At 73.4% G+C, this 12770-nt stretch carries 10 protein-coding genes and 1 pseudogene; 5 read left to right on the top strand and 6 right to left on the bottom strand.

Features of this window, described 5'->3' with window-relative positions:
• The first annotated feature begins 26 nt into the window (after nucleotides 1-26).
• From ACWDUZ_RS24150 to ACWDUZ_RS24135, 4 genes are all read left to right on the top strand, one after another.
• The gene (locus tag ACWDUZ_RS24150) at nucleotides 27-1004 is read left to right on the top strand and encodes an NADPH:quinone oxidoreductase family protein (protein ID WP_451633873.1); all 978 of its coding nucleotides are present in this window, start codon (nucleotides 27-29) and stop codon (nucleotides 1002-1004) included.
• On the top strand, nucleotides 1001-2182 hold the full coding sequence (locus ACWDUZ_RS24145; RefSeq protein ID WP_451633872.1) for an acyl-CoA dehydrogenase family protein: 1182 nt from the start codon (nucleotides 1001-1003) through the stop codon (nucleotides 2180-2182). The genes ACWDUZ_RS24150 and ACWDUZ_RS24145 overlap by 4 nt, the downstream gene beginning before the upstream one ends.
• On the top strand, nucleotides 2179-3261 hold the full coding sequence (locus ACWDUZ_RS24140) for an acyl-CoA dehydrogenase family protein (protein ID WP_451633871.1): 1083 nt from the start codon (nucleotides 2179-2181) through the stop codon (nucleotides 3259-3261). The genes ACWDUZ_RS24145 and ACWDUZ_RS24140 overlap by 4 nt, the downstream gene beginning before the upstream one ends.
• Nucleotides 3262-3451: 190 nt before the next feature.
• Nucleotides 3452-3646 (top strand): hypothetical protein, encoded by a 195-nt coding sequence (locus tag ACWDUZ_RS24135; protein WP_030167020.1) that lies wholly within the window; start codon nucleotides 3452-3454, stop codon nucleotides 3644-3646.
• Nucleotides 3647-3665: 19 nt separating this feature from the next.
• Here the strand turns inward: ACWDUZ_RS24135 and ACWDUZ_RS24130 are convergent, their stop codons facing one another.
• The 6 genes and pseudogenes from ACWDUZ_RS24130 to xylB form a co-directional block, all read right to left on the bottom strand.
• Nucleotides 3666-4865 carry a phosphodiester glycosidase family protein gene (locus tag ACWDUZ_RS24130; RefSeq protein ID WP_451633870.1) on the bottom strand — a complete coding sequence of 400 codons (1200 nt, stop codon included), beginning with the start codon at nucleotides 4863-4865 and terminating at the stop codon, nucleotides 3666-3668.
• 475 nt (nucleotides 4866-5340) lie between these two features.
• Nucleotides 5341-6084, bottom strand: a complete 744-nt coding sequence (locus ACWDUZ_RS24125) for a SpoIIE family protein phosphatase (RefSeq protein ID WP_451633869.1) — start codon at nucleotides 6082-6084, stop codon at nucleotides 5341-5343.
• A 199-nt stretch (nucleotides 6085-6283) separates the two neighbouring features.
• Nucleotides 6284-7408 (bottom strand): annotated as a pseudogene (locus tag ACWDUZ_RS24120) (PAS domain-containing protein); the annotation flags it as partial.
• 212 nt (nucleotides 7409-7620) lie between these two features.
• Nucleotides 7621-8220, bottom strand: coding sequence for an N-acetylmuramoyl-L-alanine amidase (locus ACWDUZ_RS24115; RefSeq protein WP_451633868.1), 600 nt, complete (start codon nucleotides 8218-8220; stop codon nucleotides 7621-7623).
• A 370-nt stretch (nucleotides 8221-8590) separates the two neighbouring features.
• Nucleotides 8591-9799, bottom strand: coding sequence for an ROK family protein (locus ACWDUZ_RS24110; protein WP_451633867.1), 1209 nt, complete (start codon nucleotides 9797-9799; stop codon nucleotides 8591-8593).
• Nucleotides 9800-9883: 84 nt separating this feature from the next.
• The gene (gene xylB / locus ACWDUZ_RS24105) at nucleotides 9884-11320 is read right to left on the bottom strand and encodes a xylulokinase (RefSeq protein ID WP_451633866.1); all 1437 of its coding nucleotides are present in this window, start codon (nucleotides 11318-11320) and stop codon (nucleotides 9884-9886) included.
• Nucleotides 11321-11502: 182 nt separating this feature from the next.
• Here xylB and xylA point away from each other — a divergent pair, with 182 nt between their 5' ends.
• Nucleotides 11503-12669: a xylose isomerase gene (gene xylA, locus ACWDUZ_RS24100; RefSeq protein ID WP_451633865.1), complete on the top strand. Its 1167-nt coding sequence runs from the start codon at nucleotides 11503-11505 to the stop codon at nucleotides 12667-12669.
• The last annotated feature ends 101 nt before the right edge of the window (nucleotides 12670-12770 follow it).

The following is a 12770-nucleotide window of genomic DNA, read 5'->3' as shown; positions in this document are numbered from 1 at the left end:
GAACCGCAGTCCCGTGGAGGCGGCGCATGCAGGCATGGCGAGTGCACGAGAACGGCGAGCCGGGCGAGGTGATGCGCCTGGAGCGGACCGAGCGGCCCACGCCCGGCGACGGCCAGGTCCTGCTGAGGGTGCGGGCGGCCAACATCAACTTCCCGGATGCCCTGCTCTGCCGCGGTCAGTACCAGGTCAGGCCGCCGCTGCCCTTCACTCCGGGCGTGGAGATCTGCGGCGAGACACCCGACGGCCGGCGTGTGATCGCCCATCCGGCCCTGCCCCACGGCGGCTTCGCCGAGTACACCGTCGCCGACGCCGCGGGCCTGCTCCCCGCTCCCGAGGCGCTCGACGACGCCGAGGCCGCGGCCCTGCACATCGGCTATCAGACGGGCTGGTTCGGCCTGCACCGCCGGGCCCGCCTGCAGGCCGGCGAGACGCTGCTCGTGCACGCCGCCGCCGGCGGGGTCGGCAGTGCGGCCGTGCAGCTCGGCAAGGCGGCCGGCGCCACGGTCATCGGTGTCGTCGGCGGCGCCGACAAGGCCGCCGTCGCCCGGGAGCTGGGCTGTGACGTCGTCGTCGACCGGCGCGGCGAGGACGTCGTCGCCGCGGTCAAGGAGGCCACCGGCGGCCGGGGCGCGGATGTGATCTACGACCCGGTCGGCGGCCAGGCCTACGCCCAGTCGGCCAAGGCCGTCGCCTTCGAGGGCCGGATCGTGGTCGTCGGCTTCGCCAGCGGCTCCGTCCCGAGTCCGGCGCTCAACCACGCCCTGATCAAGAACTACGCGATCCTCGGCCTGCACTGGGGCCTGTACAACACCAAGAACCCGAAGCTGGTCCAGCACTGCCACGAACAACTCACGGAGCTGGCCGCACGGGGCGCCATCAGGCCCCTGGTGAGCGAGCGGGTGCCGCTGGAGAAGACCGCGGCAGCCGTGCAACGGGTCGCCGACGGCCTCACCACCGGCCGGGTGGCCGTCGTACCGACGCTGGAGAACGGAGCCGCCGTATGACCGACGCAGCCGACCTGCTCAGCCGCACCGGAGAGCTGCTGGCCGCCCACCCGCCGGCGACCACCGACCGCCTGGACTTCCTCCGGGCCCGCTTCGACGCGGGACTGGCCTGGGTGCACTACCCGGAGGGGCTCGGCGGCCTCGGCGCCCCCCGCTCCCTGCAGGCCGTCGTCGACGCCGAACTGGAGGCCGCCGGCGCCCCCGACAACGACGCGCGCCGCAACGGCATCGGGCTCGGCATGGCCGCCCCGACGATCCTCAGGTACGGCACGGAGGAGCAGAAGCAGCGCTACCTGCGGCCGCTGTGGACCGGCGAGGAGGTGTGGTGCCAGCTCTTCAGCGAGCCCGGCGCCGGCTCCGACCTCGCGGCCCTCGGCACCCGCGCCGTCCGGGACGGGGACGACTGGGTGGTCAACGGGCAGAAGGTGTGGACGTCGGGCGCGCACAACGCCCGCTGGGCCATCCTCATCGCCCGCACCGACCCGAACGTGCCCAAGCACGCGGGCATCACCTACTTCGTCTGCGACATGACCGACCCCGGCGTCGACGTCCGTCCGCTGCGGCAGATCACCGGGGAGGCCGAGTTCAACGAGGTGTTCCTGACCGACGTCCGCATCCCCGACTCCCGCCGCCTCGGCGAGATCGGTGACGGCTGGCGCGTCGCGCAGACCACGCTGAACAACGAACGCGTCGCCATCGGCGGCATGCGCCTGCCCCGCGAGGGCGGCATGATCGGCGTGGTCGCCACGACCTGGCGTGAGCGCCCGGAGCTGCGCACCCACGACCTGCATCAGCGGCTGCTGAAGCTGTGGGTCGAGGCGGAGGTCGCCCGTCTCACCGGAGAGCGGCTGCGCCAGCAGCTCGTCGCGGGCCAGCCCGGCCCCGAGGGCGCCGGCATGAAGCTCGCCTTCGCCCGCCTGAACCAGGAGATCAGCGGCCTGGAGGTGGAACTGCGCGGCGCCGAGGGGCTGCTGTACGACGACTGGACCATGCGCCGCCCCGAACTGGTCGACTTCACCGGCCGGGACGCCGGATACCGGTACCTGCGCGCCAAGGGCAACAGCATCGAGGGCGGGACCAGCGAGATCCTGCTGAACATCGTCGCCGAGCGGGTCCTCGGCCTGCCCGCCGAACCCCGCACCGACAAGGACGTCGCATGGAAGGACCTGGCCCGATGAGCACCCAGCCGGATCTTCTCTACTCCGAGGAGGAACAGGCGCTGCGCGCCGCCGTCCGCGACCTGCTCACGGACCACTGCGACCCGGCGGGAGTGATCACCCGCGCGGAGTCGGACGCCCCGCACGACCTCGCCCTGTGGAAGGCGCTCGCCGACGGCATGGGACTGGCCGGACTGCTGGTGCCCGAGGAGCGCGGCGGGCAGGGCGCCACGCACCGGGAAGCGGCCGTCGTGCTGGAGGAGCTGGGTCGGGCCGTGGCCCCCGTCCCGTATCTCACCAGCGCCGTCGTCGCGACCGAGGCGCTGCTGGCCTGCGGCGACGAGGCGCTGCTCGCCCGGCTGGCCTCCGGCCGCTCCATCGGCGCCCTCGCGGTCGGCCTGCACCTGGCCCCCGGCGCCGCCGTGCCCGTGGTGCGCCGTGAGAACGGCGCCCTGCACGGGGAGCTGACCGGCATCGCGGACGCGGCCGTCGCCGACGTGCTGCTGGTCCCCGCCGAGGACGGCGGCCTGTACGCGGTGGACGCCGAAGCGGTGACCGTCACCGGCCAGGTGTCGTTCGACCTGACCCGTCCCGTGGCCACCGTACGGTTCGACGGCGCCGCCGGACGCCGGATCGGCGACGCCGAGCCCGCCGTGCGCCGGGCCCTGCGCGCCGGGGCGGGACTGCTCGCCTCCGAGCAACTGGGGCTGGCCGACGGGACGCTGACGGAGACGGTGCGCTACCTGAAGGAGCGCAAGCAGTTCAACCGGCCGGTCGGCGGGTTCCAGGCGCTCAAGCACCGGCTCGCCCAGCTGTGGCTGGAGGTCGTGGGCCTCCGCGCGGCCGCCCGCAACGCGGCCGATGCCCTCGCGCGGGACGAGGACGCCGATGTCGCGGTGGCCGTCGCGCAGGCCTGTGCCGCCCCGGTCGCCGTGCACGCGGCCGAGGAGGCGCTGCAACTGCACGGCGGCATCGGCATGACCTGGGAGCACCCGGTCCATCTGTTCCTGAAGCGGGCCAAGGCGGACTCGATCGCCTACGGCACGGCCGGCGCCCACCGCGAGACGCTGGCCCACCTGGTCGACCTCCAGGCGCCCTGACCCACCGCCCTCGGCGCCGACGGGGTGCACCGCGGGGTGCGACGCCCGGCCCTCGGCGCCGGTGGGCGATCGGTGCAAGCCCTTCGCAGAACCACACGTTCGGAGGACACGTCAGCCGCCCGGTCGAACCCTCCGCTACGCCACACTTGCGGCCGGAAGCCGCGAGTGAGCGTGGCGGAGGAGGTTCACGGTGGCCATTTCCATCTCTGGGGTGCTGTTGCTCGCCATCCTGGCGATCATCTTCGTGCGCAACGGGGCCCTGAAGTTCTCGCACTGCCTGGTCTGCGTCCTGCTCGGCTTCTTCCTGGCCGGCACCAGCATGGCACCCACGATCCACGAGGGACTGGAGGCCACCGCCCAGATCGTCAGCAGCCTGCGGCCCTGAGTCCTCCTCACCAAACCGCTCACGGGGCGGAGAAGACCCCGACCCCGTTCGCCACCGCCCGTTCGGCGCCCCCGCTCGGATGGTTGAGCACGCTCACCACCTTCTTCCCCGGCCTGCGGACGACCAGCGTGCTGGAGCCGCCGCCGTCCAGGTTGAACCCCTCCGTGGCACCCAGCCTCCGCAACTGAGCCGCGAGTTCGGCCACCGTCAGACCGCTGCGGTACTTGGAGGCGCCGTCCAGGGCGAGCAGCAGCAGACGGTGCCCGTCGCTCCCGATGCCCACCGCGGTGCGCACCGCGGTCGCCGTGTTGTCCAGGCCGGACAGCGGCGCGCCGTGCCGCAGCACGGGGAACCCGCCGACGGCGAAGGCGTACGCGGCCCCGGACACCGCCGTCACATGGTGCTCCACCCGCACCGATTCGCCCTTGAACAACTTGCGCAGCTGACGGGCTCCCGCCTCGCGTCCCACCAGCACAGTGGTCCCGGCCGGGATGGTGCCGCCACCGGGCTTGCCGGCCGTGGCGACGACCTGACCGCTCTTGACGGTCACCTCGTAGGTGTCCGTGCTGCACGGAGCGCTTCTGCCGGAGTCCGTGCCGCAGGTGGCCCGGGCCCGTGAGGCGCTGCCCCAGTCGGAGGTGTAGGCCCCGATCGAACCCACCGGCAGTGCGTACTGGTTGAGACCGCCGAGCTTCCAGACGCCCTCCGGTGAGTTCACCGAGCCGGACAGGGTCAGGCGGTCCAGGCGCGCGGTGCGGTCCGTGCCCACACCGAGCACGTCCTCGGTCGTCGTGCCCGACGGCAGGGCGGGGCCGAAGCGCTGCCCGCGCGGCACCGCGGCCTTGAGGACACGCCCGTCGGCGATCTCCGGGCCGACGGCCGAACCGGTGACCGCGACGCCCGGGTGCTGGGACTCGGAGATGTGGAAGAAGTCGCCGTTGATCCCCGCCAGCGCGCCCTGGGTGTCCGCGAGTCGGGACACCGTGCCCCGGGACGCCACCGCGCGCGGACGCAGCAGACCGACCCGTACGTGCTTGTCGTCCAGGTCGACGCTGACCAGGTGCGCGTGGGTCACGCCGTGGGCCGTGACGAGGTCGAAGTCCCGGTACTCCACGCCCGGGGCGATCACCTCGGCGCGCCGTGGGCCGCCGGCACTGGCCGGCGAGGCCCCCACCAAGGTCGCGCCGGCCAGCGAGCCGCAGGCCAGGAAGATCGTCAACGCCGTTCTGAGCCGTCCGCAGCGACGTGTCGCAGTGCCCACCGTCTCCCCTGATGTCTCGTCAACTCCGCCTGAACTCAGGGAAGTGCACCAGAATCCGGGGCCGCGCACGGTGCGCGGACGCCGACGACGCGGAAACGGGTGGGAAAACGCACTCCTTCGGGTGCTTCGAGCGGTGACGGTGGAGACCCGGGCGAAGCCCGGAGGTGACCTGGCGGCCGGGCCGCTCGCGTCGGCCTCAGGGGTGGCGACGTACGTCGATCACAAGACTGTCGGGGTCCTGCACGCGGGAGCCGGCGCCCGTGGAGTCAGGTTGCGCCGGCGCGGCCTGTCGGGGTCTCGAATGTGGGAGCCGCCGCTCGTGGAGTCAGGGTTGCGCTCGCGCGGGCTGTCGCGGTCCCTCACGCGGAACCGGCGCGTGGGGAGTCAGGGGTGCGCTCGCGGAACCGGCGCGCGGGAGGGTGGGGACGGCCGGTCAGGCAGGAGCGGTGGCTGTGGGCCTCACCGGTTCGTCCGCGAGCGGCTGCTCGGTCCAGACCATCTTGCCCGAGTGCATGTACCGCACGCCCCACGACTGTGCCGGCTCCGCGGCGATGAACAGGCCGCGGCCGCCCTCGTCGGCCACCCGGGCGTGCCGCAGGTGTGGCGCGGCCTGGCCCGCGTCGCGGACCTCGCAGGTGAGCACGCGGTCGTGGATGAGGCGGACCTCGATCGGCGGCGCCCCGTAGCGGAGGGCATTGGTGACGAGTTCGCTGACGATGAGCTGTGTGTTGAAGGTCGTCTCGTCGTCCACGCCCCACTCGGCCAGCTGCTCGCAGGTCAGACGGCGCGCGGTCGCCACCGAGGCGTGATCGTTGCCGAAGCACCAGCTCGCGCGCCCCTCGGCGGGGAAGGCGCGGGTACGCGCGATGAGCACCGCGGGGTCCCCCGCGCCCAAGCCCTCGGGGAGGCTGTGGACGATGTCGTCGCACAGCTCCTGCAGCGGTCGTTCCGCGTAGTCGGGTGCCGACCGCAGCGGGCGGGAGGACTCCGCGAGGTACCCGGTCACCAGCGGGTCACTGGTGAAGACCAGCACGCTGCCGGCCGTCACCGCGAACTCGGTGGTCGCGAACGGCGCGTCCTCCGCCACGCCCAGAGACGGCCCGGCCGGGGTGTCGGGGATGATCATGCTGTGGTCGGGGCGGATCACCACGGGCGTGAGATACCCGGCCGTCGCCATGACGCAGGTGCCGGTCAGGGGGTCGTGAACGGCGTACGCGCAGTCGGCGGTCAGTGCCTCCCGCCGGAGGGGATCTCAAAGCGGCAGATTCGCCCGCTCGTAGGCGAGTTCGGCAGCTGTGTCGTGCAGCCGGGCCAGGAGCTCGTCCGGGGGGGAGGTCGAACGCCGCCAGGGACCGCACGACCGTCCGCAGCTGCCCCATGCCGGCCGCCGCGTTCGGACCCCGGCCCGAGACATTGCCGATCACCAGCGCGGTCCGGGCGCTGGACAGCGTGATGGTGTCGTACCAGGCGCCGGGGTCGACACCGCTCACCGACAGATAGGCGGTCTCCAGCGACGGGTGCGTCTCCGGGCGCCGGGGCAGCAGCTGTCGCTGGACGGTGGCGGCGATGGTGTGCTCGCGGATGTATCGCCGCGCGTTGTCGATGGCCAGGGCGGTGTGAGCGGCCAGCTCGACCGCGAGCTGCCGGTCGCCCGTGTCGAACGGCGGCGACTGCCCGGTGCGGTACAGACTGACCAGGCCCAGCGCCGCGTCGCGCAGCGCCAGCGGCACCACCAGCAGGGTGTGCGACTTCGAGGAGTGCATCGCCTCCGCGCGGGGCGGGTCGATGTCCATCCACGGGCTGGGCGCGTGCAGGGGCACCACCCGGGGGCACAGATCGGCCAGCGCCTGGGTGAAGGGTGTGGGCCCCGGCAGCCGGCGCACCTCACCCACGGGATGCGCCTGCGGCGGGTGCGCCTGGCCGCTGCGGAAGGCGGTGCGCATCAGCGCGGTGCCCGGCGGCAGCGGGGCCGGTGGCGGCTCGTCCCCGCGGATGACCGAGTCCACCACCTCCACGATCGCGATGTCGGCGAAGTCCGGAACCAGGGCCGCCACGAGTTCCTCACCGGTCACCGACGGGTCCAGAGCCCGACCCACCCGTCGACGCACGGCGTCAAGCACCCCGGAGCGGACACGGCCCCGCTCACGCTCCGTGACGTCGACCACGGTGACCGCCAGCCCGAGCACCTCCGGCTGCGGCCCCTGCTTCTCCAGCCGCATCGCGGTGACCTCGAAGTGGCGTTCCTCGGGCCGCTCCCCTTTGATCTGCGCCCGCACGATGCGCTGCCACAGGGGCTCCCCGGTCTCCAGCACATGGTGCAGCACCGTCTCCATGTCGCTGTCCTCGACCACCTGGTAGACGTCGCGGACGGGCCGTCCGACCATGTCCTCCACCTGAACACCCCGCATGCCGGACGTCGCGGTGTTCAGCCGCACCACGCGCAGATCGGTGTCCAGCAGATGGAGCCCGACCGGGGAACTGGTGAACAGTGCCTCCAGCATGGCGGCCAACATCTTGTCCGCGGGCCGCCCCGGACCGCCGTACGCCACTGCGACCTCCTTCGGTCTCGGCCGACGCTCCCGGCCCTGCCCGGGTCCGCACCCGCCGGCACGCGCCCGGTGGTGCCTCTCCAGGTGCTCCGCCCGCGGGCACGCCGCACGCCCAGCACCCTGGTCGTACGACCGCCGACGGCCGGCGGGGAGGACGGTGCCCGTCAGGCCAGGTTGACCAGCCCCATGTAGCGGACCCAGTCCCAGTTCGGTCCGGGATCGGTGTGATCCGCGCCCGGAACCTCGTCGTGGCCGATGATGTGCCCCCGGTCCCTGGGGATGCCGTACCGGTCGCAGACCGCCGCGGTGAGCCTGGCCGACTGCTCGTACAGGGCGTCGGTGAAATAGGCCGGCTCGTCCACCCACCCCTCGTGCTCGATGCCGATGCTGTGCGTGTTGTAGTCCCAGTTACCGGCGTGCCAGGCGACGTCCGCCTCATGCACGCACTGCGCGACGTGCCCGTCGGCGGACCGCACGACGTAGTGCGCGGACACCTCCTTCTGCGGGTTCTGGAAGACGGCCAACGTCTCGGCGTACGTCTCCTGGGTGACGTGGATGATCACTCGGTCGACGGAGTAGCTGGTGGGCCGGTCGGACGCCGTGTAGTTGGAGATGCTCGCCGGCTGCCACTCGGCGGGCGGACAGTCGGCGGTGTCGGTCCGGGCGCCTGCCCGGGTCGCGGGAAGTAACGCGTAGGGAACGACGGCCAGGGCTGCGCCCTTCAGGATCCGTCGTCTGGTGGGCTGGAGTCCGGCCCGGTCCATGATCGATGGCCTTTCTCGTGGGGTGCTCGTCGTCTGGGGCTGCTCGTCCCTGCGGGAGGTGCTGGTGGCCGGCAGGGGGTCGGTCGCTCGCCGGATGCCCGGCGTCGCGAAAGTGTCTCGGTGGCGGTGAGTCTCGCGTACGGCACGCCGCTCCCCGTGGAGCACGGCCGCACCGGTGTGGCTGGTGTCGCGCCCGACGGCCGACCGACGCGGCCGTCCGCTGGCGCCTTCGCGTCCCGGGCCGGATCGGCGCTCGCGTGAATCACGGTACGGCGCCCGGGGATTGGGCAGAAGAGCATCGCCGTGTTCAGTGGAGGAGCCGGGAATTGTGGAGAACTCGGCCACCCGATCGGGTGAGGTGACCTTGTGTTCAGGCGCGTTGGGCGACCGCGGCCGGGTCGTCGAGGACGCCCCGTACCACCGCGTGCGCCGCGCCCAGCAGCGGACCCTCCGGTCCGAACCGGGACACGGACACCGGGCAGGCGGGTCCGGCCGTGCGCCGGGCCAGCTCGGCCTTCAGCGACGGCAGCAGCCAGGGCGCGAGAGCGGCGAGCGCGCCGCCCAGCACGACGGTTTCGGGGTCGAGCAGATTGACCGCTCCGGTCAACGCGATGCCGAGCGCCGTACCGGCGCCGCTCAGCGCGCGCCGCACGCGCTCGTCACCGGCCTCGGCGCGGGCCGCCAGAAGCCCGACACGGCCCTCGCCGGGTTCCAGGTCCGCCGCCCGCAGCACCGCCTCCTCGCCCGCGTACTGCTCCAGGCACCCGCGCCCGCCGCACGGGCACGCGGGTCCCTCCGGCTCGACCGGCACATGCCCCAGCTCACCCGCGAAGCCGCGGGTACCGCGCAGCAGCCGTCCGTCGACCATCACCGCGGCACCGATGCCGATCTCCGCCGACACATGCAGGAAGTCCCGTGGCGTGCCCTCGCCGAGCCAGAGTTCCGCCAGGGCACCGAAGTTCGCCTCGTTGTCCACGGCCGGGGCGAACGCGTCCGGCAGCAGGGCGGCGAAATCGGTGTCGTGCCAGTCGAGGTTGGGCGCCCGCACGACCGTACGGCCGTCCCGGGCGATCAGACCGGGCACGGCGACGGCGAGCCCCGCCGGCCACAGCCCATGCTGCTCCGCCTCGGCGACCACCTGGGATATCAGCGCGGTGAGGTCCTTCGCCACCGGTTCGGCGGAGCGTCCGCGATTCGTGCCGTGCCGCACCGCACGCGCCCGCACCTGGCCGCGCAGATCGACCACGCAGGCCGCGAGGTGATCGACGCCCACCTCCGCGCCGACTCCGGCCGGGCCACGCCGGCTGACGGCCAGCGCCGAGCCCGGGCGGCCGACCCGGCCGGGCCGTTCGGGGCCCAGTTCCTCCAGCAGCCCCGAGCGGATGAGCTCGTCGACGAGTGTCGACACCGCCGCGCGGGTCAGACCGATGCGGGAGGCCACCGCCGCCCGGGACAGCGGCCCCTCGGCGCTGACGGTGTGCATGACCCGGGCGAGGTTGCGCCGACGCATGCCCTGCTGGGTGTCGGGCAGCGCCCGTCCGGGCCCGGCCAGGTGCGGCTCGTGCAGCGGTGCGGTCATGCCTCCGTCGTCCTCGGTCGGTGTCCGGCGGCGGGAGCCCGCCGCCGTGTCTGCCGGCGGGCTCCCGCCGGTCCGGTCAGCAGGTCAGTGGCCCCGCTCCAGCAGCGGGGCCGCGTCGGAGAGTACCCCGGAGATCCTCGCGAGCGTCTCCTCGTCCCGTTCCACGGCCTCCAGCACCGGCCCGTCGGCGGTGTTCCAGCGGCTGGCGACCGCGACCGGGGACTCGCCCGTCAGCAGGCCGGCCGCCTGAGCGGCGGCGCCCAGCGCGACCAGCTCCTTGGCCCGCGGGACCTGCACCGGCCGGCCCGACAGCCGCCGCACCGTCTGCTGCCAGGCCGTGCCCCGGGCACCGCCGCCGATCAGCAGCAGGGGAGTGGTCCGGTCGGCGTCCTGGTCGAGGACCAGGTCCAGCGCGCCGAGCAGGGAGTGGACGGCGCCGTCGTAGGCGGCCTGGAGCAGTTGCCCGGCGGTCGTGTCGTGACGCAGACCGTGCAGCAGCCCGGACGCGTCGGGCAGGTTCGGGGTGCGCTCGCCGTCCAGGTAGGGCAGCAGGGTGACGGTGGTGCCCGGCTCGACGGCCTCCCGGTCCCGGCCGAGCAGGGCGGCGACGCGGTCGACGGCGAGGGTGCAGTTCAGGGTGCAGGCCAGCGGCAGCCAGTCGCCGTGCGCGTCGGCGAAGCCCGCCACGGTGCCGGAGGGGTCGGCGGGGCGGTGCCGGGACACCGCGTACACGGTGCCCGAGGTGCCGAGGCTCAGCACGGGCGTGCCGGGTCGCAGCCCGAGGCCGAGCGCGGCGGCGGCGTTGTCACCGGTGCCGGACGCGACCAGGGTGCCCTTGGAGAACGGCAGGTCATGGCTGTCGCGCACGGTGCCCGCCACCTCGCCGGGCCGGACCACCCGGGGGAGCAGCGCCGGGTCGAGCCCGACCCGGGCGAGGACCTCGTCGTCGTAGGCCTCCGTCGCGGACGCCCACCAGCCCGTACCCGAGGCGTCGCCCCGATCGGTGCTGCCCTCGCCCGTCAGCCGCTCGGTGAGGTAGTCGTGCGGCAGCCGCACCGCGGCCACCGACCGTGCCGCCTCCGGTTCGTGCTCGGCCAGCCAGGCCCACTTCGTCACCGTGAAGGAGGCGCCGGGCACGCTGCCGGTCCGCTCCGCCCAGGCCTTGGGGCCGCCCAGTTCGGCCACGAGCCGCCGGGCCTGCGGGGCCGAGCGCACGTCGTTCCACAGCAGCGCCGGGCGTACGGGTTCGCCCTGGGCGTCCAGGGTGACGAGACCGTGCTGCTGGCCGGCGACCGAGACGGCGGCGGCCTCGTGCGCCGCCTCCCCGCACTGGTGCAGCGCCGCGCGCAGGGCGTCCCACCACTGACGCGGGTCGCTCTCGCGGCCCGCCCCCGAGGACACGGTGTGCGGTGCCTGGCCGCTCGCCACGACCCGACCGGTGGCCGCGTCGACGACGAGCACCTTGGTGGACTGGGTGGACGAGTCCACACCGACGACGAGCGGACCCTCGGCTGCTGACATCGGCTCTCCCTAACTTTTTTCGCGGCCCACGGGCGCTGACCTGCGGTTTCAACGTTTGTCCGGGATTCGCGACGCGCGCGTGACATCGGTCGCGACCCCGTGTCCCTTCCCAGGGACGCGTTGGCATACTAATTTGTAAACCGCCATGACGAAATAGTCGCAAGCGAGCAAGGAGCCGCGGCATGAACTACCAGCCCACCCCCGAGGACAGGTTCACCTTCGGCCTGTGGACCGTCGGCTGGCAGGGACGGGACCCGTTCGGCGACGCCACGCGCCGCGCCCTCGACCCGGTCGAGACGGTGCAGCGTCTGGCCGAGCTGGGCGCCCACGGAGTGACCTTCCACGACGACGACCTGATCCCCTTCGGGTCCTCCGACACCGAGCGCGAGTCGCACATCAAGCGCTTCCGGCAGGCGCTCGACGCGACCGGCATGACCGTGCCGATGGCCACCACCAACCTCTTCACGCACCCGGTCTTCAAGGACGGCGGCTTCACCGCGAACGACCGCGACGTGCGCCGCTACGCGCTGCGCAAGACCATCCGCAACGTCGACCTGGCGGCCGAGCTGGGCGCCAAGACCTATGTGGCCTGGGGCGGCCGTGAGGGTGCCGAGTCCGGTGCCGCCAAGGACGTGCGCGTCGCCCTCGACCGCATGAAGGAGGCCTTCGACCTCCTCGGCGAGTACGTCACCGCCCAGGGCTACGACATCCGCTTCGCCATCGAGCCCAAGCCGAACGAGCCGCGCGGTGACATCCTGCTCCCCACCATCGGCCACGCCCTGGCGTTCATCGAGCGCCTGGAGCGCCCCGAGCTGTACGGCGTCAACCCCGAGGTGGGCCACGAGCAGATGGCCGGCCTGAACTTCCCGCACGGCATCGCCCAGGCCCTGTGGGCGGGCAAGCTCTTCCACATCGACCTCAACGGCCAGTCCGGCATCAAGTACGACCAGGACCTGCGCTTCGGCGCCGGTGACCTGCGTGCCGCCTTCTGGCTGGTCGACCTGCTGGAGAGCGCCGGCTACGAGGGCCCGCGCCACTTCGACTTCAAGCCGCCGCGGACCGAGGACCTCGACGGTGTGTGGGCCTCGGCGGCCGGCTGCATGCGCAACTACCTCATCCTCAAGGAGCGCGCGGCGGCCTTCCGCGCCGACCCTGAGGTCCAGGAGGCCCTGCGCGCCGCCCGGCTCGACCAGCTGGCGCAGCCCACGGCGGCCGACGGCCTCCAGGCGCTGCTCGCGGACCGTTCGGCCTTCGAGGACTTCGACGTCGACGCGGCCGCCGCGCGCGGCATGGCCTTCGAGAGGCTCGACCAGCTCGCCATGGACCACCTGCTGGGGGCGCGGGGCTGACCCACACCGCGAGGTGTCCGGCAGGTGGCCACCCCAACGGCAACGGCGCCGTCAGCCACACGTTCCCCTCCACCGGCGACTGGGCGACCGTCAACACCGTC

Source organism: Streptomyces sp. NPDC003393 (assembly GCF_053589015.1).
Note: the sequence above shows the minus strand (reverse complement) of the source record. Positions and strands in the feature narration are given on the sequence as shown.